General features: G+C 47.0%; 20 protein-coding genes. 9 read left to right on the forward strand and 11 right to left on the reverse strand.

Features of this window, described 5'->3' with window-relative positions:
- Window positions 1-28: 28 nt before the first annotated feature.
- Both AC58QG_RS21785 and AC58QG_RS21790 read right to left on the reverse strand, forming a co-directional pair.
- A complete protein-coding gene (locus AC58QG_RS21785) occupies window positions 29-604 on the reverse strand; it encodes a thymidine kinase (RefSeq protein ID WP_497364225.1) in 576 nt (191 codons plus the stop codon).
- Between the two features lie 63 nt (window positions 605-667).
- Complete coding sequence (locus tag AC58QG_RS21790) at window positions 668-1,648, reverse strand: HD domain-containing protein (RefSeq protein ID WP_497364226.1); 981 nt, start codon at window positions 1,646-1,648, stop codon at window positions 668-670.
- Between the two features lie 377 nt (window positions 1,649-2,025).
- Here AC58QG_RS21790 and gltB point away from each other — a divergent pair, with 377 nt between their 5' ends.
- The 3 genes from gltB (at window position 2,026) to AC58QG_RS21805 (ending at window position 9,380) form a co-directional block, all read left to right on the forward strand.
- Entirely contained in the window at window positions 2,026-6,618 is a 4,593-nt protein-coding gene (gene gltB / locus AC58QG_RS21795; RefSeq protein WP_497364227.1) for a glutamate synthase large subunit, read from the forward strand.
- A gap of 106 nt (window positions 6,619-6,724) precedes the next feature.
- Complete coding sequence (locus tag AC58QG_RS21800) at window positions 6,725-8,209, forward strand: glutamate synthase subunit beta (protein WP_497364228.1); 1,485 nt, start codon at window positions 6,725-6,727, stop codon at window positions 8,207-8,209.
- A gap of 700 nt (window positions 8,210-8,909) precedes the next feature.
- A complete protein-coding gene (locus AC58QG_RS21805) occupies window positions 8,910-9,380 on the forward strand; it encodes a hypothetical protein (RefSeq protein ID WP_497364229.1) in 471 nt (156 codons plus the stop codon).
- A 68-nt stretch (window positions 9,381-9,448) separates the two neighbouring features.
- On the opposite strand, the gene AC58QG_RS21810 is transcribed toward AC58QG_RS21805, so the two are convergent.
- Window positions 9,449-10,129 carry a response regulator transcription factor gene (locus AC58QG_RS21810; RefSeq protein ID WP_497364230.1) on the reverse strand — a complete coding sequence of 227 codons (681 nt, stop codon included), beginning with the start codon at window positions 10,127-10,129 and terminating at the stop codon, window positions 9,449-9,451.
- A 20-nt stretch (window positions 10,130-10,149) separates the two neighbouring features.
- On the reverse strand, window positions 10,150-11,352 hold the full coding sequence (locus tag AC58QG_RS21815) for a sensor histidine kinase (protein ID WP_497364231.1): 1,203 nt from the start codon (window positions 11,350-11,352) through the stop codon (window positions 10,150-10,152).
- A gap of 217 nt (window positions 11,353-11,569) precedes the next feature.
- Here AC58QG_RS21815 and AC58QG_RS21820 point away from each other — a divergent pair, with 217 nt between their 5' ends.
- Together AC58QG_RS21820 and AC58QG_RS21825 are read left to right on the forward strand one after the other, a co-directional pair.
- Complete coding sequence (locus AC58QG_RS21820; protein WP_497364232.1) at window positions 11,570-12,505, forward strand: ABC transporter ATP-binding protein; 936 nt, start codon at window positions 11,570-11,572, stop codon at window positions 12,503-12,505.
- Window positions 12,498-13,433 (forward strand): ABC transporter permease, encoded by a 936-nt coding sequence (locus AC58QG_RS21825; RefSeq protein ID WP_497364233.1) that lies wholly within the window; start codon window positions 12,498-12,500, stop codon window positions 13,431-13,433. The genes AC58QG_RS21820 and AC58QG_RS21825 overlap by 8 nt, the downstream gene beginning before the upstream one ends.
- A gap of 53 nt (window positions 13,434-13,486) precedes the next feature.
- On the opposite strand, the gene AC58QG_RS21830 is transcribed toward AC58QG_RS21825, so the two are convergent.
- The 3 genes from AC58QG_RS21830 to AC58QG_RS21840 all read right to left on the reverse strand — a co-directional run bounded on the left by AC58QG_RS21830 (window position 13,487) and on the right by AC58QG_RS21840 (window position 15,799).
- Window positions 13,487-14,221, reverse strand: coding sequence for an HAD family hydrolase (locus AC58QG_RS21830; protein ID WP_497364234.1), 735 nt, complete (start codon window positions 14,219-14,221; stop codon window positions 13,487-13,489).
- An 83-nt stretch (window positions 14,222-14,304) separates the two neighbouring features.
- Window positions 14,305-14,757, reverse strand: a complete 453-nt coding sequence (locus AC58QG_RS21835) for a bactofilin family protein (RefSeq protein ID WP_497364235.1) — start codon at window positions 14,755-14,757, stop codon at window positions 14,305-14,307.
- A 1-nt stretch (window position 14,758) separates the two neighbouring features.
- The gene (locus tag AC58QG_RS21840) at window positions 14,759-15,799 is read right to left on the reverse strand and encodes a peptidoglycan DD-metalloendopeptidase family protein (RefSeq protein WP_497364236.1); all 1,041 of its coding nucleotides are present in this window, start codon (window positions 15,797-15,799) and stop codon (window positions 14,759-14,761) included.
- Window positions 15,800-15,993: 194 nt separating this feature from the next.
- Here AC58QG_RS21840 and AC58QG_RS21845 point away from each other — a divergent pair, with 194 nt between their 5' ends.
- Complete coding sequence (locus AC58QG_RS21845) at window positions 15,994-17,085, forward strand: ParM/StbA family protein (RefSeq protein ID WP_497364237.1); 1,092 nt, start codon at window positions 15,994-15,996, stop codon at window positions 17,083-17,085.
- A gap of 84 nt (window positions 17,086-17,169) precedes the next feature.
- Here the strand turns inward: AC58QG_RS21845 and AC58QG_RS21850 are convergent, their stop codons facing one another.
- Entirely contained in the window at window positions 17,170-18,588 is a 1,419-nt protein-coding gene (locus AC58QG_RS21850) for a GerAB/ArcD/ProY family transporter (protein ID WP_497364238.1), read from the reverse strand.
- A gap of 11 nt (window positions 18,589-18,599) precedes the next feature.
- On the opposite strand from AC58QG_RS21850, the gene AC58QG_RS21855 reads away from it, so the two are divergent.
- Window positions 18,600-18,794 (forward strand): hypothetical protein, encoded by a 195-nt coding sequence (locus AC58QG_RS21855; RefSeq protein ID WP_497364239.1) that lies wholly within the window; start codon window positions 18,600-18,602, stop codon window positions 18,792-18,794.
- Here the strand turns inward: AC58QG_RS21855 and AC58QG_RS21860 are convergent, their stop codons facing one another.
- Together AC58QG_RS21860 and AC58QG_RS21865 are read right to left on the reverse strand one after the other, a co-directional pair.
- Entirely contained in the window at window positions 18,795-19,967 is a 1,173-nt protein-coding gene (locus AC58QG_RS21860; protein ID WP_497364240.1) for a Ger(x)C family spore germination protein, read from the reverse strand. It abuts the gene before it with no gap.
- Window positions 19,954-21,612 (reverse strand): spore germination protein, encoded by a 1,659-nt coding sequence (locus AC58QG_RS21865; protein WP_497364368.1) that lies wholly within the window; start codon window positions 21,610-21,612, stop codon window positions 19,954-19,956. Before AC58QG_RS21865 ends, AC58QG_RS21860 begins: the two co-directional genes overlap by 14 nt.
- A 220-nt stretch (window positions 21,613-21,832) precedes the next feature.
- On the opposite strand from AC58QG_RS21865, the gene cls reads away from it, so the two are divergent.
- On the forward strand, window positions 21,833-23,260 hold the full coding sequence (gene cls, locus AC58QG_RS21870; RefSeq protein WP_497364241.1) for a cardiolipin synthase: 1,428 nt from the start codon (window positions 21,833-21,835) through the stop codon (window positions 23,258-23,260).
- 26 nt (window positions 23,261-23,286) lie between these two features.
- Here cls and ligD read toward each other — a convergent pair whose 3' ends face one another.
- On the reverse strand, window positions 23,287-24,177 hold the full coding sequence (gene ligD / locus AC58QG_RS21875; RefSeq protein ID WP_497364242.1) for a non-homologous end-joining DNA ligase: 891 nt from the start codon (window positions 24,175-24,177) through the stop codon (window positions 23,287-23,289).
- Window positions 24,178-24,329: 152 nt separating this feature from the next.
- Between ligD and AC58QG_RS21880 the strand changes: the two genes are divergently transcribed.
- Entirely contained in the window at window positions 24,330-26,012 is a 1,683-nt protein-coding gene (locus tag AC58QG_RS21880) for a hypothetical protein (RefSeq protein WP_497364243.1), read from the forward strand.
- Window positions 26,013-26,016: the final 4 nt, after the last annotated feature.

The raw sequence follows: 26,016 nt of genomic DNA on the forward strand, positions 1-26,016 counted from the left end.
CCTTTCTTTGTACATACCATATCAAACTTTAAATGAGAGCCGCTTTCTTTTTGGATGCATAGCATTTGCGGCATACAGGAACGTAACTTTCGTTCCCGCCAATCTGGATCTGCTCACCATGGAAGATAGGAACGCCATCTTTGCAGCGCATATTCATGATCGCTTTTTTATCGCAATACCAACAAACGGTTTTAATTTCCTCGATCGTATCTGCGACAGCCAACAGAGCATTGCTGCCTTCGAATAATTGTCCCATGAAATCCGCCCGAAGACCATAAGCGATAACTGGAATATCCAGCTCATCGACGACTTCAATCAACTGAGCGACCTGAGCTTTGTTCAAGAACTGCGCTTCATCGACCAAAATGCAATTCGGACGCTCGGTCTGCGCGAGGGCGACCATATCCAAATGCTCGTCGACAACGATTGCGCCTTTTTGCATACCGATGCGGGAAACGACTTTACCAACGCCGAAGCGATCGTCCACAACGGAAGTGAGAAGAAGCACCTTTTTGCCTTGTTCTTCATAATTATGAGCAACACGTAAGACTTCAATGGATTTACCGCTGTTCATCGTGCCATAACGAAAGTACAATTTTGCCAAGCTGGGACAGTCCCTTCTGCGGATGTAAGATAAGTAAGCTCAAATAAATCAAATAAATGTTATTTAGATCGTGAAAAAGTAAGTCGCGGCCATACTATCCAACTCAGCGAGCTTAACTGCGGCTTGAAAGCTCACCTCTGAGGCGAGTTTATCACCAATTAAGGGTTGTTTTTTGTAAACTTTTCCGATTTTAACTTCGATGCTGCCAGGGACGGGTTCCTGTGCAATTTGAATCCGGTGAGGCTCATACATGAGCACATGAATGGTTTCTTTTGCCGTCTCATTGGTACTCTGCAGCAGCTCCTGAATCAACTCATGATCCATCAACGCTGGAATACGATCCCGCATGCCCGGAGTGGACTCACAGTGATGTGCCGTTGCTTTGGCCAGCAGCGCATCCATCGCAAGAAACTGCGGGTTTAGAAAGAGTCGGTGATCTTCGACGATGGCATCAACCAGTGCCGCAGCTGAAGACTCGTTCGCTTCTATGTAAGGGCCTCGTAAACGAAGTCCTTTTACAAGTTCCGAAGGAGGCATCGTCTGAGTGATTCCGGCATAATGCGTGTCGCGAAGAAAGCTATCCAAGTGATCAAGTCCAAGTATCGTTGATTTGTTCGTTAGTGGTGTCTCTTGCTTCAAAAGCTCGATAATGGACTGCGGTGAAATGCCATGCTTAATCAAAATATCGGCGATGACGCCTTGTCCAATCAACTGCTCGGTATGACGGTGATGATTGTACCCCAGCGTCCGCTCAACCGCATGGGAGAAGGGCAGGTGCCCGATATCATGGAGTAACGCCGCAATGCGCAGAAGCGGTTCTTCTGGGCAAAAGTGGGCCATGAGTGACCAAACGCCAACCGTATGTTCGAATCGTGAATGTGTAAGTGGTGAAAATAGAGCCGATGCTCCGAAATGATGTAAAAACTTCAGGCGGCGTACCGGCTTTGAGCGGAAAAGCTCAATTTCGACCGGATGGGCTTCTAGCTGCCATTGATAAAGAGGCTCCCTGATCATGCCGTCCCCAAAAGTATGCTGTATACTCAAACAGAGCTCCTCCTAAGATGTGGAATCTGGATGTATGTTCTTGCAGCGGTATTAGCTATCATAGCATGAAACATAGAAAGTTTGCTATCACATGCGCAGCCCGTTGTATTTATATAGGAAACCAAATAAATAACCGTGCCTATACCATATGATTTCACTGGCGATTCTATTAAAATGAAAACCTTTTCAATATAAATATTTTTAAATTGAACTATAGGAAACCAAGTGTTAATATAATATAAAAAATATTGAGAATATTTCCTCTACTTATTGCGGATGTAGTCGAAATATGGAGCATTGAATTTTTACTTTTTAGCACTTTAAAGCAGGCGTCTAACAAAGTCCAGCGAAAAACGAGGGAAGAAAGGTTGCACAACATGACTATTAATGGATTACCTCCCAAACAGGGATTGTACGATCCGAGGAATGAGCATGATGCTTGTGGTATAGGCTTTGTGGCCAATATCAAGGGTGTCAAATCTCATGCCATCGTCAAGCAAGCGCTTCGAGTACTTTGCAATTTGGATCATCGCGGCGGGCAAGGTTGTGAACAGAATACGGGAGATGGCGCAGGCATTTTGATGCAAATTCCAGACACGTATTTCCAATTCGCCTGTGAACAAGAGAACATTAAACTCCCAGCAGCAGGCAACTATGGCGTAGGTATGGTGTATTTGCCTCAGGAATTAGAGGCGCGTCAAGCTTGTGAAAGCACCATTGAGCGAATAGTCAAACAAGAAGGGCAACAGTTTCTTGGATGGAGAACAGTTCCAACAAATAACAGCTCATTAGGAGACTCGGCAGTATCGGCGGAGCCTTATGTTCGTCAGGTGTTTATTGGCCAAAGCGCGGATACGGCAACGAATCTGGATTTTGAGCGCAAGCTATATATTATTCGTAAACTATCTGAAAACGCTATCAAATTATCTCATGCGGGATCGCAATTTTACTATTCTAGCTTGTCTAGCAGAACGATTGTATATAAAGGGATGTTAACACCTGAACAAGTGGATGCATATTACGTGGAATTGCAAGACGAAAAGGTAGACTCTGCCTTAGCGCTTGTTCACTCCCGTTTCAGTACGAACACCTTCCCGAGTTGGGAACGTGCGCATCCGTATCGCTATTTAATCCACAATGGCGAGATCAATACGCTACGCGGTAACGTCAACTGGATGCACGCGCGTCAAGCGATGTGTGATTCCGATTTATTTGGTGAAGATTTCAAACGCATTCTTCCTGTTATTGATACCGATGGTTCGGATTCTCAAATGTTTGATAATACACTAGAGTTCCTGATGCTTTCAGGTCGCTCCTTGCCGCATGCTGCCATGATGATGGTGCCAGAGCCTTGGTCAAAACATGAAGGTATGGATGATGACAAGAAAGCGTTCTACGAGTATCACAGCACCTTGATGGAGCCGTGGGATGGTCCTGCTGCGATTGCCTTCACAGATGGCAGTCAAATCGGAGCGATTCTGGATCGCAATGGCTTGCGTCCTTCACGTTACTATGTGACGACAGACGATTTGATCGTACTTGCTTCTGAAGTAGGCGTGCTTGATATCGAGCCTGAGCGCATCTTGTACAAAGACCGTCTGAGACCGGGTCGAATGCTGCTTGTGGATACCGTAGAAGGTCGCATTGTGACCGACGAAGAAATCAAGAGCGGTATCGCTAGCGAACAGCCGTACCGGGATTGGTTGAATGAGCATCTCGTTTCCTTAGAGGATCTGGAAGATGCGCCAATTGTACTTGGCTCTGACCATGACACGATGCTTCAACGTCAACAAGCGTTTGGTTATACCTTCGAACAACTGCGGAAGACCCTTGAGCCTATGGGCAAAACAGGTGTGGATCCGATCGGTTCCATGGGTACGGATGCGCCGCTTGCCGTGCTGTCGGATCGTCCTCAGCTGCTTTATAACTATTTTAAACAATTATTCGCGCAAGTAACGAACCCGCCAATTGATGCGAACTTTGAGGAAATTATTACGGCGCAAGGCACCACGATTGGGCCTGAGCGCAACCTGATTAAGCCGGAGCCAGAGAGCTGTCGTCAAATTCGGTTGAAATCGCCGTTCCTCTCCAATGAAGAATTGGCAAAGCTGCGCCATATTCAGCGTGATGGTTTCAAAACGGTCACGTTGTCAACGCTCTTCCAAGCATCTGCTGGTACAGCAGGGCTGGAGAGTGCGATGCAAGCGTTATATACAGCTGCGGATCAAGCAATTGTGGAAGGAGCAACGTTGCTTATTCTGTCTGACCGTGGCGTAGATAGTGTTAACGCTCCGATTCCAGCACTTTTGGCAACGTCGGGCCTACATCACCATCTGATTCGTCAAGGTACACGTACGAAGGTCAGCTTGCTTGTTGAGTCTGGTGAACCGCGTGAAGTGCACCATTTTGCCTTATTGCTCGGCTATGGCGCAGGTGCGATCAACCCGTACTTGGCACTAGAAACATTAGATGACATGATTCAGCGTAAGCAGCTTGTTGGCGTTGATCACGAGAAGGCGATCTATAACTACATCAAAGCAGTTACGAAGGGTGTAGTCAAAGTGTTAGCGAAAATGGGGATTTCCACCATTCAGAGCTATCGCGGGGCGCAAATTTTCGAAGCGATCGGCTTGAGCCAAGAGCTAGTAGATAGCTACTTCACTTGGACATACACCCCAGTGGGTGGTATCGGTATCGAAATGGTTGCGAAGGAAGCCCTGATGCGTCACAGCCGTGCATTCTCTGAGCAAGAGGGACGCGATCGTGTGCTAGATACAGGCGGGGATTTGCAATGGCGCAGAGACGGGGAAGATCACATCTATACCCCAGAAACTGTGCATGCTTTGCAATCGGCTGTTCGCACCAACAATTACGGCATGTATAAGAACTTTAGTAAGCTCGTCAAACGTGAAGACGAGAAATATATGGCTCTTCGTGGTCTGCTGAGCTTCAAGGCAGGACGCACACCGATTCCGATCGAAGAGGTTGAGCCGATCGAATCGATCTTCAAACGCTTCAAGACGGGAGCCATGTCCTACGGCTCCATCTCCAAAGAAGCGCACGAAACGATCGCGATCGCGATGAACCGCATCGGCGGCAAGAGCAACACCGGCGAAGGCGGCGAGCATCCGGAGCGCTTCACACCGGATGCGAACGGCGATCTTCGCCGCAGTGCCATCAAGCAGGTGGCGTCCGGCCGCTTCGGCGTTACGAGCCACTATCTCGTCAATGCTGACGAGATTCAGATCAAGATGGCGCAGGGCGCGAAGCCCGGCGAGGGCGGTCAGCTCCCGGGAACTAAGGTGTACCCTTGGGTAGCCGAGGTTCGCGGAGTTACGCCAGGCGTAGGCTTGATTTCGCCGCCGCCGCATCATGATATTTATTCGATCGAGGATCTCGCAGAGCTGATCCACGATCTCAAAAATGCCAACCCACGGGCACGAATCAGCGTTAAGCTGGTATCCGAGGTGGGTGTTGGCACGATCGCTGCCGGCGTAGCTAAAGGGAAAGCGGACGTTGTCCTCATCTCCGGCTACGACGGAGGAACAGGCGCGTCACCACAGACGAGTATTCGTCACGCGGGACTGCCGTGGGAGCTCGGTCTGGCGGAGACGCATCAGACACTCGTACTGAACAACCTGCGCAGCCGTATCGTCGTCGAGACGGACGGCAAGTTGATGACAGGGCGCGACGTTGTCGTAGCTGCCTTGCTCGGTGCTGAGGAGTTCGGCTTCGCAACGACTCCGCTGATCACTATTGGCTGCGTAATGATGCGCGTCTGCCACTTGGACACTTGTCCGGTTGGGGTTGCTACGCAAAATCCGGAGCTTCGCAAGAAATTTGCTGGAGATCCGCAGCATGTTGTGAATTTCATGACCTTCATCGCCAACGATGTGCGTGAGATGATGGCAGAGCTTGGCTTCCGCACGATCGAAGAGATGGTTGGACGTACCGATATCTTGGAGTCCAAGCCGGCAGTCGAGCATTGGAAAGCCAAAGGCGTCGATCTTTCACCGCTGCTGCACCAACCAGAAATGGGCGAAGAAGTCGGTCGCTTCTGCCAAATGGAGCAGGATCACGGTTTAGATCGCTCCCTGGATATGACGAAGCTGCTTGATATTTGTGAGCCAGCGATTGAGCGCAAAGAGCATGTACATGCGATTCTGCCAATTACGAACGTGAACCGCGTTGTCGGAACGATCGTGGGCAGTGAAGTGACACGTCGTCACGGTGTGGAAGGCTTGCCGCACGATACGATTCGTCTTCATTTTGAAGGCTCAGCAGGTCAAAGCTTTGGTGCTTTCGTACCGAAGGGGATCACACTCTCCCTCGAAGGAGATGCCAATGACTATGTAGGGAAAGGATTGTCCGGCGGTAAGCTGGCTATTTTCCCATCAAGTAAGTCCACTTTTGTACCAGAAGAGAACGTCATTATCGGAAATACGGCTTTCTACGGTGCAACAGATGGGGATGCTTACATCCGTGGTATCGCTGGCGAACGCTTCTGCGTAAGAAACAGCGGTGTGCGTGCTGTCGTTGAGGGTGTTGGCGATCACGGCTGTGAGTATATGACAGGTGGTCGTGTCGTTGTTCTCGGTTCAACAGGACGTAACTTTGCAGCAGGGATGTCAGGCGGTATCGCCTATGTATTAGATGTGAACGGTGACTTCCAAAGCAAAGTGAATAAAGAAATGGTTTACCTGGAGCAGCTGGAAGAAACGTATGAGATGAATGAGTTGAAAACGATGATCCAGCATCATGCCACATTTACGGATAGCAGCGTTGCCCACCAAGTTATTCAGCACTGGGATGAGTACGTTTGGAAGTTCGTGAAGGTTATACCGAAGGACTACAAACGGATGTTTGATGCCATCGAGAAGGTGAAACGCTCCGGTCTAAGCCAACAAGAAGCGGTCATGGTGGCTTTCGAGGCGAATATGAGAGATGTTTCCCGCGTTGGTGGAAATTAACGAATCAGTGTAAGGCTAACGAAGTGCGTTTGTGCTTAGGTACGAATGCGAATGACGCTCGATGCCAGCTTTTCTGGCCAACATGCTCAGGAGGGATTAAACGTAAATGGGTAAACCAACCGGTTTTATAGAACACGCTCGTGAAGTGGCATCCGAAGCTTCTCCTCTGGTCCGAATCGGCCATTGGAAAGAGTTTGCGACACCACTAACTCAAGATAAATTACAGATACAAGGCTCCCGCTGTATGGATTGTGGGATTCCTTTCTGCCACACAGGGGCATTAATCAGCGGCATGGCCGCTGGTTGCCCGGTGAACAACCTCATTCCGGAATGGAATGATCTCGTGTATCGCGGTCAATGGCGCGAAGCTTTGGATCGTTTACACAAGACGAATAATTTCCCGGAATTTACGGGCCGTGTATGTCCGGCGCCATGTGAAGGCTCTTGTACAGTAGGCTTGAAGGATACACCGGTTACGATTAAAAGCATTGAGAAAGCGATCATCGACAAAGGCTTCGATGAAGGCTGGATCAAGCCTGAACCGCCGGAAACTCGCACTGGGAAGAAGGTTGCGGTTGTTGGTTCAGGTCCTTCTGGACTTGCGGCAGCAGCGCAGCTGAACAAAGCTGGACATTGGGTGACCGTTTTTGAACGGGCGGACCGTGTAGGCGGCTTGCTCATGTACGGTATTCCGAACATGAAGCTGGACAAAAAGTATGTCCAACGCCGTGTAGATCTGCTTGAAGCCGAAGGCATTGCATTCGTAACTGGTGCTCATGTCGGTGTGAACTACCCGATCGAGAAGCTGCAAGAGGAATTCGATGCGATCGTCCTGTGCGGCGGAGCTACGAAGGGCCGTGATCTTCCGATCGAGGGTCGTGAGCTCGGCGGCGTGCATCTGGCGATGGAATTCCTGAGCAAGAACACGAAGAGCTTGCTTGATTCCGAGCATGCGGATCGTGAATTCATATCCGCCGAAGGCAAAGACGTAATTGTCATCGGTGGTGGTGACACGGGAACTGACTGCGTGGGTACTTCTATTCGTCATAAATGCAAGAGTGTGACGCAGTTTGAAATCATGCCGAAGTCACCGGAAACACGTCCAGCAAACAACCCATGGCCGGAATGGCCGAAGGTGCTGAAAGTGGACTACGGTCAACAAGAGGCGGCTGCGCTTCAGGGTGAAGACCCGCGGACGTACTTGATCAACACGAAGAAATTCGTGGGGGATGAGAACGGCAACTTGAAGGAGCTGCACACGGTTCTGATCGAGTGGCAGAAGAACGAGAAGGGTGCGTTCGTACCAGTCGAAGTACCGGGCAGCGAGAAGGTTTATCCAGCACAGTTAGTCCTGATCGCGATGGGCTTCACGGGACCAGAAAGCACCGTATTGGATCAGCTCGGTGTTGCCAAAGACGAGCGCTCCAACGCGAAAGCGGATTACGGGAAGTTTGCAACGAACGTAGATGGCGTTTTCGCTGCTGGCGACATGCGTCGCGGGCAAAGTCTCGTGGTATGGGCGATCAACGAAGGTCGCGCTGTAGCGCGTGAAGTGGACCGCTTCTTGATGGGAGTGTCGAATTTACCATAAGATCATTAGTGAGGACTGTTTACAGGTAGAGAGTTACCTGTAAGCAGTTTTTTTTATTGTTAGAGTCGCGACATTGTCGCGCATGAATTAGTCGGTTATATCGACTAACGCAGTTCCAATGGCCCTTGTCGTGGAGGAGTTAGTCGATTATATCGACTAACTCACCTCCAGAAGCCCTTGTCGTGCATGAATTAGTCGATTATATCGACTAACTCATCTCCCAAAGCCCTTGTTGTGCAGGAATTAGTCGATTATATCGACTAACTCACCTCCCAAAGTCCTTGTCATGTAGGAATTAGTCGATTATATCGACTAACTCGCCTCCCAAAGTCCTTGTCGTGCAGGAGTTAGTCGATTATATCGACTAACTCGCCTCCCAAAGTCCTTGTCATGCACGAATAACCCTCGCACAAGGAAAATGGGTAGATAATTCGGCGGAATCTGAAAATTGGTCTTTTTTATAAGTAATCCTCGTATTAATTCGGAGATATCGGACTAACGCAGCTTCCTGCGAATAGCTAAAGTTATCAGCAGTAATGGGCACCTATCTCAGCAAGCTTATCTACTTTATTTCTTATTGAATCACAATATCTTCGGGGCCCATCAGCAGGTTTGCTTCATTAGACTAATAAACGTGAACATTTCCGCATTCTCATGTACAATAAGAGAAAGTGTATGTACGGAATGGAGGAAAGCACACATGAAGAAGGAAGAATTCATAACGCCAGCAGAAATGGAGGCATTACTAGCAGGGAATGAGGAAAACTCGGGAGAGAGTGAGCAAGACGAGCCGCTCAAGCAGCAGGATCTGAATTCTTTGCAAAATGCTGTTATGCTTCTTTCTAAGCAGGTAGAAGAGCTCCAAGCACAACTTCATGAGCAGTTTGAACTCCAGAATAGACAGCAAGAGCAGTTTCTTCGACTATGTAGGCATCAGCTCGAGAACAAACTGCATGAGCAGTTGGTTAATACGATCGTTGTCCATCAACATACGGCAAATCAAGAAGATCAGCTGGAGCTTCAGTATGCGGCTTCTGAGGAAGCCAGCCCCCTGAAGGAAACGTTGACCGACACGACAGAGGCAGATATACAACTGCCCTTCTCTAGAGTAAAGAGCTATAGCAAGATTCGCAAAAGAAAAAAGGGCTTTCTCGAGAAGCTATTTGAATAGCATGCAAACAAAAACCGCTTCTTCAGAGATGAAGAGCGGTTTTTGTTTGGAAAGCCTCCGAACGTAACTTACAGAATCCCTTCATCATGTGCTTTCTTCGAAGCCTGAACACGGTCTCGTACGTCCAGTTTCGAATAGATGTTGGAGATATAGTTCTTCACAGTGCCCTCTGACAAGAATAGCTTCTCGGCGATTTCACGGTTGTTGAGGCCATCGGCGATACTGTGGAGCACCTGCAATTCACGTTCGCTGAGCCCGTAGGTCTCTGCACGAACACTCTCTTCCTTTCCTTCAGAGGAAGACCCGCTTCCGCCATCACGCGCTTGCTGAACGAGCATCTTGGCGATGTCATGCGGAATTAAGGTGCCGCCCTGATGAACCCATTTAATCCCTGTGGCTAGATCTTTGGGATGAATGGCTTTGAGCAAGTAGCCTTCTGCTCCTGCGCTAAGCGCGTCTACGACGTAGCCAATTTCCTGAAAGGTGGTCAAAATAATGACGCGGATGTGAGGCCAGGCGATTTTTATTTGGCGAGTCGCTTCAACACCGTCCATGATCGGCATGTGAATATCCATCAGAACAACATCGGGCTGAGCTTCTTCGCAGAGTTGGACAGCGACATGGCCGTTTTCGGCTAAACCGACGACTTCAATATCAGGGTCCATACCCAACACGATGTGTAAGCTTTCACGTATTAAATCCTGATCATCGACTAGGAGCAATTTGAGAGGAGCTTGGTTTACAGTCATAGGGAATCCTCCTTACAGGATTAAAAGGTTGGAAAACGTTTTACGGGAATGAAACAGTGGACAACGGTCCCTTGCTCAGGTAGGGAGCGTACCTGCAAAGTTCCTTGCAGCGCAGAGATCCGTTCTTGCATCGCAGTAATGCCGAAGCCCATTTTGAATTGATCGGTGCCGATGCCATCATCTTCAATACGAAGGGAGACTTGGTCTTCGGCATAAGTGAGCACAATCTCGATCGAGGTTGCTTTTCCATGGCGCTTGGCATTCGTCAATGATTCCTGCAGACAGCGGATGAGCGAAAGCTTGGTTTGTTTGGGAATCTCGAATTCTTCACTAACGGTTGTGAAATTAATCTGCGTCCCAGTGTGCAAAGCAAATTCATTGGCTAGACGGGATAGCTGCTGGGAAAGCAGCATATCTCCCTCTTTGGGGACCATCTGATGAATGCTGCGCCGTACTTCTTCTAAGCCGCCCCTAGTCACGTTGCGTAGGACGTCGAGCTTTTGCTTTGCTTTTTCTGGTGAAACCTCGATGAGATAGGAGACGGCGTCCATTCCCATAATGACGGAAGTGAACGTATGTCCAACCGTATCGTGCAGCTCGCGAGCCATCCGGTTGCGCTCTTCCACTAGGGTGAGCTGCTCGATCTGATTAGCGTACTGCTCTAGCACGTTATTTTGCTCATGAATCAAATGATACTGACGTTGGTTCTCTCCTAGCAGCTTCTCGGTCTTCTCGTTGGAAGTAACGGCGCGTTGTAAGCTTAGCCCGATTGCGAAGAAGAGGACGGCATTCAGGATAAAACTAAATAATTGCCCGACTCCCGTGTCGCTGTGGAGAAGAAAAAAGTAAGTCACAGGCATTCCAAGCATGAAGATGGGGGCGGTCCACCAGGCATTTTTTCGATCGGTGAGGAATCCAATGACCATTATTGGGCAATTAATGGTAAGTAAGGCGTCCTGCTCCATCCAAGCCAAGTAAATTTGCAAGGGGATCCCGGTCAGTAGAACGGCAATAGGGTACCCTGTCGGGTTGATATACTGAGGTCGCCAGAATAAAAACGGAGCCCCGTAGGAGAGCAAAATAGCCAATATGGTTAATAGGATGTGTGAGAATGGTTGTTCATAGATGTGAAGGCAGCTATAAAGTAAACCAAGTAGTGCAGCACCGGTCAAAACGATGAACAGTGACCACTCTACACCGTGCCACGGTCTTCGTTGGATCATAGATGAGCTCCTTTGCTGACAGGTCTTATCTTTCCATTGTACATAAAATTAGGAAAAAGCCATAGTGAGCGCAGTCATATGATTTTCTCATGACCACAACCCTGTCACACTTACTTGGAGGGTATCGATTGAGATTTTAGTAAGCACTGGGCATGACATCGGAAGTATGATAGGGTAGGATTGGATTATATTGGATTAAAAGGGAGGGGGATGTCGAATGTCAGGATCACATGAGGCTCATACGCCCATCGTCCAGGTCGACCAAATTTCGAAACGCATCGGTTCCAAGACCATTATTGATAAGTTAAGCTTCGATGTGCCGCGCGGCGAGGTGTTCGGTTTCCTCGGACCAAATGGTGCAGGCAAAACAACAACCATCCGTATGATGGTTGGATTGATGTCGATTACAGAAGGGGATATCCGCGTTGGCGGGTATTCGATTCGGACCCATTTTGAACAGGCTATTCGTCATATTGGCGCAATTGTAGAAAATCCGGAAATGTACAAATTTCTAACTGGCTATAAGAATCTGGTACATTACGCCAGGATGATTCCAGGCATTGAGGAGGACCGGATTCAAGAGGTAATCGATCTTGTCGGGATGACGAATCGCATTCATGACAAAGTCAAAACCTACTCCCTTGGGATGCGGCAACGATTAGGCATCGCGCAAGCGCTGCTACATAAGCCTTCGGTTCTGATTCTGGACGAGCCCACCAATGGATTGGATCCAGCGGGTATACGTGAGCTTCGCGATCATCTACGAAAGCTTACCAGAGAAGAGGGGATTTCAGTTATCGTTTCTTCGCATCTGTTAGCGGAGATGGAGCTCATGTGTGACCGCGTTGCCATTATCCAGAATGGGAAATTAGTTGACGTCAGACTTATCAAAGAATATGTCCATGAGGATGGCAAGCAACGGGTCGTCTTCGAGGTAGACACGATTGAACAAGCAGTGAAGTTAGCCTCATCTCAGGGCTATCCAGTGGAAGTTATCGATGCCGAACTTGTTATGGATCTCGACAAACAAGAGACAGCTTTGTGGAATAAGCGGTTCGTAGATGCAGGGATTTCCGTGTATGGCATCCGCAAAACAATGAAGTCACTGGAAGATCAATTTTTAGAAATGACAGGAAGTGATCCTATTGCTTAATCTCATCAAGAATGAGCATATGAAGATTTATAGTCGGCTTCGAACATGGATTCTACTGATCTTATTAATTGTCATCGTCGTGCTCACTGGTGTGTTATCTCATTCCAACAATAACAATGATGATAGCTGGAAAACAAGGGCTGCAGAGACTATTGAACACAATAAGACCGAGCTTGCGAATCCGGATATTCCAGAGAATTTTAAGAAGCAGATGCGGGAACAAAGTGCGCTTCAGCAATATATGCTGGATCACAATTACCCACCGATTGATAACACATTATGGGAAGGCATGCTCACTGCTTCTGGGTTGATTATTGTGGTTACGCTCTTCACGGTCATTATTGCCGGAGATATGGTAGCTGGGGAATTTACTTGGGGAACCATCAAGCTGCTGCTCATTCGTCCTGCTAGTCGGTCGAAGATCTTATTGTCGAAGTATCTGACAACGCTGATTTTTGCAGCTACTTTACTGGTTATTTTGTTCATCACTGCCCTGATTGTGAACGGCTTCTCCTATGGCTTCGAGCGACTGAGTCTTCCTCATTTAACTGTGAATGCCGCAGGGCAGGTGCAGGAGAAAAACATGCTGTCCTATGTGTTAGCGACTTATGGACTTAAATTAATCGAGCTCGTGATGATCGTTACACTGGCCTTTATGATTTCGACCGTGTTTCGCAGCGCATCTCTTGCGATCGGCCTCAGCATATTTATCATGTTCGCTGGCCAAGTGATTACCTTATTGTTTATGCGGTTTACGTGGGGCAAATACTTCCTATTCGCGAATACTGATCTTACTCCGTATCTGGAGGATAGGCCGTTAGCGGAGGGAATGACGATGGGCTTCTCGATCACCGTGCTTGTGTGTTACTTTTTGTTATTCAATGTACTTTCCTGGGAAATATTCCGCAGACGTGATGTCGCGGCTTAACAACAAAAGAACGATCCTTCCGGTTCAGCTTTCACCGGGGGATCGTTCTTTTTTCATTTCCGAATATAGGACTGGATTGTCTCTGGCACTTCTAGAAGAGAAGGCAGTTGGTAAAACGCGCCTTTGGGCGTGACGTCGATCGTCCCATTGTTAAATACCCAATCATCAACAACGGGGATGTGAATCGCATGGATACCGGCATGAAGCGCTGGCAGAACATCTGTCGTGATCGAGTTTCCGATCATCCAAGTATGCTGGCGGTCAAAGCGCTGTTCCTGCATCAGCGTATTCATAAACTCACGCGTCTTGTGCACCGTGACGAAGATACGATCCTGGAAAAATTCATCGAGGCCAACATCCTTAATTTTCTTCATTTGGATGGATACGTCTCCACCCGTATAAAGAAATAGTTGATGGCCCGCTTGTTGAAGGTTCTGCAGGGTCTCATTCATCAGCGGATAAGGCTCAACGGTGTAACTATAGACCGTATGTCCGAGCTGCATGAGCCAGTCCATTTCTTTGGCGCTGACAGGACGGTTGTAATGGTGTGCGAACCATTGGTACGTCTCAACGAACGATTGCGGAAACCGTTCCGGCATAAAGCCGTGAATGTGAATACCAGCTAGATCGATATCCAACTGCTTCTTCTTAATATCCTGCTTAGTTAGACCATGCCCTGCGTACCAAGTAAGCATCAAATCTACGAACTGGTCAATGACAAAGTCAAAGTATTTATTGCAATGCACCAATGTATCATCTAGGTCAAATAGGATGGATTGTTCTCTCATGGTTCCCGTGTCTCCTACATCAGTTAGAAATGAATTTCCAACTAGTATATCATGCGGAAAGCTTCAAACCTAGCGGTAAGGAGTTACATGGCCACTGTGTTGCCTTTGTACATATTTTCAGGCGCAGCAACGGGTCTATTTCCAGTTTCAGGCTCGCTGTTTGGTACGGGCACAGGAGCGGCAGATTTCGTTTCCATTTTGCTGCTGCCTTGGAAGACACCGCCTTCCTCAATGATGAAAGAGGCTGCGCTAATATTACCATGCAGGGAGCCTGTAGAGGTAATGGTCAGCTTGCCCTTGGTTGTAATATTTCCTTGTACACTACCAGCTAAAACGACATCCCGCGCTGAGATATTGGACTTCACGACACCATGTTCGCCAATAATGACGTCGCCAGCGCAATCGATATCTCCTGTAATCCCGCCTTCAATGCGAATACTTGCCTCCGATTTAATACGGCCTTCGAAGCTAGTTCCCTCACCTATCAGTGTATCGGTTGTATTAGGATTCATGAGGTTTTTCGTCTTTTTGAACATGTTAGTTGTCATCCTTTCGAATCGATTTAAGATAAGGCTTGGGATCGATACTTTCGCCGTTTTTGAGCACTTCATAGTGGAGATGTGCCCCTGTGCTTCGGCCTGTAGATCCGACTAAGCCAATCGTGCCGCCTTTTTCTACAGAATCACCTTTGTTAACTAAAATTTTATTTAAATGCATATACCAGGTGCGCAAGCCCTTGGAATGCTCAATCACAATGTTGTTGCCGTGGTAAATGTCCTTGCCTGTACTGACGACTTTACCAGCTGCAGTTGCAAATACGGGATCATTCTCGTGAGCACCGAAATCAATGCCGGAATGATAGCTTGGTATTTTGGTAAATGGATCGGATCGGTAGCCAAAAGGGGAAGTAACAACCTTCGTGCTAGTTGGCCACAGCGTTGGTGTGATGCGAAGCTGCTCCTGTTTATCAGCCACCTTCTGTTTCGTTGCGGTTAAATTCGTTTGCAACGCTTGTACTTCGCCATTTAGCGCAGTAAAGGAGGCTAGTGTATCTTGACCAAGCTTAAGAATGGTATCTTGTGTGACGGGAATTGGGCTTCCTCCGACCCCGGTTGAAGCGGAAGACTCGCCGACTACAGGCTGATTGGCATCTTTCTTAGCCTTATCTGTGGCGGAGGTGCTTGCAAGGGCCTTGTTAGTGGGTTCTGGATCAATCCCAGCGATAGATTTGAGATCACTCTCAAGCTTCTTTACTTCTTCGACCTGTGTTTTCATCTGTTCGGCTTGCTGGGACAGTTGAATCACTTCATTTTGCAATTGTTCGATGGCCTCATTCTTAGAAGTTAGGGCTGCGCTCCATTGTTGGTTGGCACCGCTGAGCTTCGATTGTAAATCACTTGCCTGTTTCACGGTATGTGCGTGCAAAAAATATATCGATATGGAAATCAGCATTAGCAAGGAAAAGCATGCTGCTGCGATGTAGGCTACTAAATGGGAAATGCGAAACCTGACGACTGATTGATTAGCGTCTGGTATGATAACCAGTGTCAGTTTTTTGGGTTTCCACTTGAGTTTCATAAGGGCTAGATTATCTCCTGTCGTGGTTGAATTTGGTAAAGGTCTGTACATCATTCGTCATATTGCGCCAAAAACCTGCCTTACTACCTACTAGTCCTAGGAAAATGAGTCTAAAGTAGGAAGGAATCCTGTCGTATATGATCGAATTTACTAATACAATTACAGAAAGCTGTAGATTTGGAGTGGAGGCACACATGATTAAGCTTGCAGGTATTGACATAGGGAACGATAGTATTAAGCTGGTGCTAGATGGGTCTAGAGAACCACTGGTGATACCGAATATCATTGCGCCGGGCTACGAAAGACACATTTTGCAGGAAGAAGATTCACCTTGGAAAGCATTGGATGTAGTAATTTACAGTCCAAGTCTTTCACAGAGGAATCAACGTTATTTCGTAGGGCAGCTTGCCTTGGAGCACGAGGATAACCTAGAGCTAGAAGATACGGATAATAAAGCGCTATCGGATCAATCCCTCATTGTTGCACTGACTGCACTTGCTTATCAGGGCCTCACGAACCAAGCAGCCAACCCTGGCTATGGCAACGTTGACGAAGTTGAATATACATTGGGCACGGGGTTACCCGTTCGTTCTTTCCCGAAATACAGTCAGACATTCGAACATCGTCTACTGGGTGAGCATGAAGTGACGTTCTTATCGACACCGCAATTTCATAATCGTAAAATCAAGGTTTCGATCCGCAAAGTAGCTGTCTCTATTGAAGGTGCTGCGGCCATGTTCCACATGGCAACGCACGACAGCTTGCAGGTGAGGGACGAAGAAATATACAACGGATGCATAGGCGTCTGTGAAATCGGTGCCTTGACGACGGATTTTCCAGTCATCAAACGCATGGCGATCGATAACCATTTTAGCCATGGCGAGCAAATCGGGATTGCAACGTATTTGGATGCGATCATTCGTGATGTTGAAGATGCCTATGGTCACTTGTTCCCGAGTCGTGCGAAGCTTGCGCAACGAGTGAAGAATCGTCAATTTACGATTCAGCTTCCAGGAGAAGGCCAAGTGGATATTCGGCCAATCGTGGATCTGCATTTCCGCCGTGCTGCGGTACGCATGGTTGAAATGATCAAGAAACGCTGGCGCAAATGCCCAGATATTCAATGCTTTTACGTGATCGGCGGCGGTGCAACTGCACTGAAGCCGTACATTCAAGACGCTGCAGGAGCAATGAAATTGCGTTTCACCAATGATAGTGAATACTTAAACGTTCATGGCTACTTGAAAGTCGCGAAAAGCCGATTGAACCAATCAGTTCCTGTTTAATGTTTACAAGGCACCCGCTGAAGGCGGGTGCTTTTTTTTTGTATAAGCATTCCTCCAATTAGAATTTAACGGTAGCAACTCAAATTAGTTACTGTTTTCGGCTTGCTTCAGCTTGGTAAGTTCCATATAGGTGGTCAAGTTCGTTAGAAGTAAACAACTGCCGAAACCTATCGCACAAATTGTACCAATCATCGTAGATTTCTCACCCAACATAAGACCGATTAGAACAAAAGCGACGCAAATGACCAAAACTAGATTTCCTCCCCATAGCCATTGTGTATAGGTCATTCGTTGGCTAAGTTTACCTGAACTTTGTTTGGGATCCTTTTTTACATGAGTTCCTCCAGAGGAATCGGGAAAGGCATTCGGATATTTCTGTTTCTTCCGATACCCTATTACAACGAAGAGGAGCATGATGAAAGGCTGGTAAGCCAGAACAATAACGGGTGAGCTGAAGTTGGAAAAGGAGAACAGCTCGGTGGTGCTTTTGAAGGAAAGACATGTGCTTAGTGCCAATAGCAACGCTATTGGTTTGTTGATCATCGGATAATTTCGCTCATTGAAAAGGGAGCTAATGCCGAGCAGCAGTGCCAAGTAAATGGCGATTATTTTACACGCAACCGTTGGATACCAGATCATGAGCACGACAAGATCAAGTCGATCTAGAAAATCAGTGAGATGAATCGTTTGAACCAGATTATAGCTAGGATATGAGAAGCTTGCAGGCATCCTAGGGCCGAGCACGGCAATAATAACGAAGAGAATAAGTGTGAGTAGAAAAAAACCAAGCAAGGAGCCATGTCGAATAGCCGATCGAACGTGATTGGCATTGGACAGCGTATGAAGAAAAGCGCCTAGAATGAAAATATCACCAGCACTCCCGAGCGTCAGAATGGAACTTGCCGTCCAGTTCTGAAGTGGCATCGTTAGCAAAGGCGTCGTGAGCCGCAGATAAAATTCGTTCGATAAGAGCAGTGGCATGATCATCATTGTTGCGACAAAAAGGGGGTAGAACAAGTCGTTTACACGTGCAATGACCTCTACACTTGTTTTTCCGAAATAAATAAGTAACAAACAGTGTAGTAATATTAAAATTTCCAAAGGCGTTGTATGTAGTAAAAGTGTTGAACTAAATCTAGATACAGAGGAAATATCACGAACGACAATCTGCCAGAAATGAAATAAAATGAGTAGATTCATACAGGTGCCGAGCCATTGACCTAATATTTCTTTGGACATTTCAAAAATGTTCTTATTAGGATATAGCTTTGCCATATAACCAAAGAAGCCAGCAACCAGAAATACATAGAGAATGGAAATTAAATAGCTGAACCAAGCATCCATTTGATTAATACGAATCAATTCATTTTGCAACGTGAGGATACCTCCGCTGGTGACAATGGAAGAAGCTAGCCACGAGAGCTGACGTTGGTTAATGACTTGCTTATTATCGATGAGGAAGACCACCTTTCTATTTATATGCCAAGAACTCGGATGAGCCATGGAGAAACCTTTTGCACGAAAAAATAGGTGGGCATCGGTATACTCATGTGGAGATATTTCATGATGAGAAAAAGAAGGATTATTCCAATGGTAAGACCATAGGTTATTTTGCTCCCTTTTTTTGCCCGTCGCAGCACTTTGCGATCAATGAGGAAAGACCCGATCAATATGATGATAAAGCTGATGACGAAGATCCCATCCATTGATTAGATCCCTCCCTTGGCTACGTTGTGGTTAATCACACCGGTGTCAGGAATAGAGGCTTTCACCACAATATTGAACTCGGCTTCTTTAAAATAGCGCTCCCAATCCTTGCCGAATTGCTCGTTCCACTTCTTAGGGTGTGTTCGCCAAACCATGAGACCAAGCTGAGCCGAATCCGTGCCTTCCTTTTGCATCTGTTTAATCGTCGCGAGTATGGATAGTTTGATTTGCTCTGCGAACTTGGTTTCAACTCTATGAAGGATATCGGATTTGAACAAGTCCTCATCAGACAGGTCCTCTCGCACAGCTCCATGAGCATCTACGATAATGTCGAACATAACTTTGTCTTCCAAGAGCTTAGGCGTAATGGCTGTCTTACCGCCAATAACTGCAATGGAAATATTTTTACCTTCCTCCATGGGGAACGTGAGCTGCTGCTCTTTCGCTTGATTTCGGAGCCACACAAGCCCAGATGCTTCTTTCTTTTTATAAATGCCAACCATCTTATCCCCTTTGAACTGCCCATAGCCAACGAATTGGATTTCATGAGAAGGCTCTTTAGAGACTTGACCCTCTCGAGGTTCCAAATAACTCATGATTGGATCACTGTTAAAGCTTAAGGACATCCCAACATCCTTCATCGTTGTAGGCATGGCATTGCGAGACTTGGTTAACTCACGAATGACTTCAGCAGGAAAACGCTCGAACTTCGGCTCAGTATTCAGGAGGTCATAGCCTTTGCCTTTGGTTACGATCAGGTAGCTCGTCATCCGATTCTCTGGTGAACGTGGAAGAACATCGAACAAGGAAGTGATGCCAGCTTCGGCCAGTTTTTCACCAATGACGATCGTTCTGCGGTGCGAGAGAAAGATGCGTCTTGACATACGCATTTGAAGCTTACTGACTGCATCGCGGAAGGTGGTCCCAACCTCGGAATCGATGTAATAGCTTTTACCTCCAGCCGTGCCACCACCCCCGCCGCTAGCTCCACCCATGGAACCGGGTAGAGGGAACATATAAGTAACACGATATCTGCCGTCATCCTCTAAATCAGCCGATGAAGTAAGTACAAATGCGACGTCATTGGTCTCCGTACGATCCCAACAACCGGTAAGTAGAGTGGTGGTAAGTAGTAAGGTTACCACCATCCCAATTCGCTGCTTAGGATGTATCATTCGATTGCTCCTCCTTACTGGCTTTGTGTACATGATCTATGTTACTGCCGTCTAAGCCGCCTGCTTTCTTAATTTGCATCGGCAGTTCGCTACTCTGACTGGTGTTATCTTGAACAGCCATAAACTCGGGACGCTTCTGTATTTGCCACCATGGCGCACGGATAAGAACATCCTTCATATCCGTAGCGGATAAGGGGCCAACGGGTGATAAATAGGGAACTCCGAAGGAACGGAGATTTGCCATGTGTCCAATCAGAATCATTAAAGAGAAAAAGATGCCATAGAATCCAAAAACGGCGGCAGCAATAAGAATGGGAAAGCGCAGCATCCGAATGGCAATCGCACCGTTAAATCGTGGAATCGTGAAGGAAGCGATACCTGTAATCGAGACAACAATAACCATCGGTGCTGAAACGATTCCGGCTTGTACGGCTGCCTGTCCAACAACTAGCGCACCTAAGATGGAAACTGCAGAGCCGACGGCCTTGGGGAGTCGAATGCCAGCTTCTCGCAAGGCTTCGAAGGTAATTTCCATAATGAAGGCTTCAACGACAGAGGGGAACGGAATCGCCTCTCGGGAAGCAGCGACGCTAAGCATTAATGCTGTTGGTAGTAGTGCTTGATGGTACGTCGTAATCGCAACATAGAGCGCGGGTGTCGTCAACGACAGAAACATGAAGACATAACGAAGCATACGTAAGAGAGAGCTGATCTGGAATCGTTCGTAGTAATCTTCACTCGTTTGCATAATTTGAACGAATACGAAGGGAACGATGAGGGCGAAGGGGGTCCCGTCAGTAAGGATTGCAACTCGTCCCTGTAGTAAGGCGGAAGCAACTACGTCAGGGCGCTCCGTATATTGCATTTGTGGAAACGGCGAATAGGCGTCGTCCTGAATGAGTTCTTCTATCATACCTGATTCCAGAATGGCATCAATTTTGATTTGCTCTAGTCGTTTGACGACTTCTTCAATTAATGAAGGCATTGCTAAGTTATCCAAATAGCAAACCACAAGATTGGTATTGCTTTCTTTGCCTACACTCATGGATTTCATCTTGAGTCGAGGCGTTTTTAATTTGCGGCGAATCATGGAGGTGTTCGTCCGGATGCTCTCTACGAAGCCCTCCTTAGGTCCACGCACAACCGTTTCTGTCTCAGGTTCACCAACAGAACGTTTCTCTGTACCACGAATGCCGAGAAGAATGGCTTTCGTGTTCCCCTCAACCAGCAGGGCAGCATCACCGCCCAAGACAGAAGTCAGCAAATCTCCGTAATTATCGGAAATCTGTGTCTGTGACACCGGCAGAATGACATTCGCGATGCGCTCAATAGAGGTTTCTCCGCCTCCGATTAGCATGAGCGATTTCATCGTGTCGTTCAGAAGCTGCGTATTGGTCAGACCATCCACGAAAAGAAGCAGTGCTGGGATATGGGGGTCAATTTCGAATTCCCTGACAACGACATCGGAGCATTCCTGAAACATATCTTTAATAAATTTATGATTCTCATCGAGCAGCAGCGAGAGCTTAGTTTGCTTAAGATCTTCGATAAACGGGATATTGAGGGCTTGATCTAGATCAGAAGGAGGATTGCCTTCGCCTTCGCCGGATTGCGACTTTGTACTTCTTTGTAGGATGCTTTTCATTAAATAGCTAGGTATTTTGGCCAAGCGAGAGGCACCTCCTGCCACGATCAAGTTGAAGAAATAAGAATGCGTAGATTATGTTCTGCGAAACAGAAGGATTTTATTACGAAAGTTGGAAAATTTTATTTGTACATGTGCTATTGGAAGGAAAAGGTATAGCACCGTAGACCTTGGCAAAAGCTATCTCAGCATGCAAATGCAGGGATAGGAGTTGGTGATTTTGTTATGGTTAGTTCTACTACTGATGTTATTTATATTTCAGACAGCTACGATTCTAATTTGCGAATATAAAAGGCCAGCAAAGTCAGTAGCATGGCTAAGTATTCTTTTTATTTTTCCAATTATTGGGTTCCTTATGTATGTTTTTATTGCGAGGGAATATGTTAGGCGGAAAAAAATTCATGGACAGGACAGCGGCATAAGAAAGGGGCAGCAACTCCCGAATACACCATCTAAAGCCAATTCAGAGTCAATAAGAGACGAAGACAGCTTCTTGTCGGGGGAACAGCGACTGCGAGATTGGCTGCAACATGTGCCTCATGCACCGATCACAGCGTTGAATCGTGTTGACGTTCTGACTAACGCAGATGTTACGTATGAAGCTATGCTTACGGAAATAGGAAAGGCCAAAAAGCATATTCATTTCGAATTCTATACGATTCGCGATGATGCGATTGGCATCCGATTTCAAGAAGCGTTGATTCAGAAAGCGAAGGAAGGTGTAACGGTTAGGGTCATTTATGATGGGATAGGGAGTCACTCGCTTTCAAGTGCCTACACGGACAAATTGAAGCGTGCAGGTATTGCTGTACAGCCCTTCTTAAAGCCGCTGATCGCTTTCTTTGATAAAAGGTTGAATTATCGGAATCACCGTAAAATTGTGGTTGTCGATGGTTTAGTTGGTTTTGTAGGGGGCATTAATATTGGCGATGAATATGTGGGTGGAGATCCCAAGTTGGGTTTCTGGCGAGATACCCATGTTATGCTGCATGGAGACGCGGTATATGATTTACAAAGCACCTTTCTGACTGACTGGTTCTTCGTTAGCGGGGAAACCCTGGACGGGCCAAGCTATTATCCAACTCATACGGAAGAGACGTCTTCGTTTGTTCAGGTCATTTCCAGCGGCCCTGACGCCAGATGGGATGCCATTCAGGAAATGTATTTTGCTGGATTGATCGCGGCTAAGAACCGGATATGGATCACAACGCCGTATTTCATTCCTGATCCGAGCATCATCATGGCACTCAAATCAGCTGCGATCAGCGGTGTTGATGTTCGTGTCATCCTTCCATATAAGGCAGATTCTCGCATTGTCCAATACGCTTCAAGGTCGTATCTGCAGGAATTATTGCAGATAGGGGTCCGCTTCTATTTATACCGGAAAGGGTTCATTCACGCCAAAATTATCATTGTGGACGAAATCTTGGCGACGGTTGGTACGGCGAACGTGGATTTGCGGAGCTTTTTCAGTAATTTCGAGTTGAATGCTGTGATGTTTGATAAAGAGGTTATTGCCCGATTAGAGAGGGATTTCAATATGGATTTGCAGGAATGTACGGAGGTTCAGCTAAACGAATTTGAACAGAGGTCGCGGAGTGAAAAAAGAAAGGAAAGGATTGCCCGATTGTTATCACCATTATTCTAAAGTTAAAAGAGTAGCTCTATATAGAGCTACTCTTTTAACTTCGTTAAGATCGCATCTAAATTCTGAGGGGAAACACGGTCGATCAAGTCCCCGTAGGTTCGTAAGCGATTCATTATGTTTAGCTGATTGAACTCGCGAGGACTTGGGTGAAGCTCGACCTCTTTCCAAAGCAATGGCGTTGAAACCGTGGCGTCCTTTTTGGCACGCGGCGTATAGGGTGCTGAGAGTGTTTTTCCATACCAGTGCTGGAGGTAGTCGATATAAATCTTATCACCGCGATTTTTCTTGAAGCGCTCGATTGTAAATAGCTTTGGATGCATTTTCACCGCATACGTCGCAATAAATTGTCCAACCCTTCGGAGTTCTTCAAACGTATAGCCAGGCCGAATAGGGATGTATATTTGTACGCCTGTAGCGCCGGAGGTTTTGGGGACTGACTGAATGCGCAGCGAATCGAGTATTTCACCGATGATAAGCGCTGCCTCCATGATGCGAGGTTCTTCCTCTAAGGTTGGATCGATATCAATCAGCCATTCCGCAGGAAGTGTCTCTCCGATGTAATGGAAGGATGGATGGAATTCCAAGCAAGTCAGATTCCCAAGCCACATAAGCGTAGATAAGGAATCTAAATTCACATAGTTTATACCGTCTAGCGGTGCTAGCTTAACGAAGCTAGGCACAGGATCGGGTGCATTTTTTTGATAAAAAGATTTGTCATCGTACCCATGAGGAAATCGAATCGTAGTTAAATGGCGATTACGACAGTAACGTAGGAGGTAAGGCGAGAGCTCACTTAATTTCGTCAGATAATCCGCTTTTGTGATGCCTAAATCGGGCCATAGCGGCTTGTTCGGATTCGTGATCGTCAACTCGTTGCCCTCTACGAGAAGCGTAGCTTTCTCTGCTTTGAACGCCATAGGCATGGGAACTCCTTCTGAGCTTATTTGTAGTTACAATTATTTCCTAGGAAGACGTTTCTCAAACTGGAATAAAAAGCTTTCACTTATTTCAAACCGCTTGCAGCTCGCACACGTTTCCTTACATAGAAACAAGAAGGAGGCATTGTAGTATGGGAAATTATGCGAAAATAGGATTTTCATCATTGGTATTACTAGGTATTGTAACAGGAGTAACGGCCTTATCTGCGATTGCAGCGGAACCCTTGAAGGTCCAAAGCGAAACAGACATTGCGGGTGATCTAGGTATTCTGCAAGGTGAAGGTAATGGACTGACTGCGGAATACTTGAACAAATCAACGACTAGGCTGCAAGCTGCCGTAATGTCCCTGCGGTTGCATGGACTCGAGGCTGAAGCGTTGGCTTATAAGGGAACGACTAGCTTTAAAGATGTAAGCGGTCTATCGACAGGGAATCAGGCCATCCTCGGCTATTTGAATATGCATCCCGAGCTTGGTTGGCAAGGAACAGACGATCATAGCTTTAATCCGCTTAGCAGTGTGACTGCTCAGCAGTTTTATAAAGTACTTCTGGAATCCTTAGGCTATAAGCAAGGAATGGATTTCGAATTTGCGAATGTGTTCGACTTCGCAGCCAAACATGGTTTATCCAAGCTAGCGACCGTAAAAGACTTCAAAAACTTACATATGGCAACCGCAACGCTCGAAGCATTGAAGGAGCCGATGAAAGGAACGACCAGTACGTTGGCTGCGGATTTGGTCGGCAAAGGGAAGCTGGACAAAACGAAGTTAGATGTGCTTGCTAAGCCATCGTTAAAGCTGGTGCAAAGCGATACATTAGGCAGTTATCTCACAGATGATAAAGGAATGACATTGTACTATTTCACGAAGGATGTCGCAGATGTGAACTCCTGTGTGGGCCCATGTTTAGCTAACTGGCCGATTTACAATGCGAATAACTTTACCGTGCCTGCCGAGTTTAACAGCGCTGATTTCAGCGTCTTCACACGCAAGGATGGTAAAGATCAGCTCACCTACAAAGGCTGGCCGCTTTATTATTTCATCAAGGATGTCAAACCAGGGGATACCACTGGAGATAATGTGAGCAAGGTATGGTTTGTCATCAAGCCTTCGAACGGCGGCGTGGCCGTTGGTACGAAAGCGGAGCTGGGCAATTATTTGACAGATGGGAATGGGATGGCGCTGTATTATTTCGATAAGGATACGACGGGCGTTAGTAACTGCACAGGTAAATGCTTGGAGAAGTGGCCTGTATTTTATGCCCCATCGATTTCGGCGCCAACTGGCCTTCACTCAGAGGATTTTGGCACACTGATTCGTTCAGATGGCCGTATGCAATCCACATATAAAGGCTTCCCGCTGTACTACTGGGTGGATGACAAGAAAATGGGCGACACGTTAGGTCAAGATGTGGGGCATGTCTGGTATGTGATTGATCCAGCGAAATTCGCGGGAACCAAAGCTCCGAATACGTCTGTGAAAACAAGTAAATCCGATGCGTTGGGCACATACCTGGTGGATGCCAATGGTATGGCACTCTATATGTTTACTAAGGATAAAGCGGATCCTAATTCCTGTGTGGGTACTTGCTTAGTGAACTGGCCGATCTTCTACGATGCGAATCTGACTGTTTCCTCCGATCTTGTGGCCAGCGACTTTGGCGTGTTGACGAGGAAAGATGGTACGCTGCAAAGCACGTATAAAGGCTGGCCCCTGTATTACTGGATTAAGGATCTTCACCCAGGCGACACGACGGGCCAAAATGTAGGCAAGGTATGGTTTGTTATCGATCCTGCTCAATTCACTGCCAGATAACAAT

The organism is Paenibacillus sp. J22P169 (assembly GCF_059691995.1).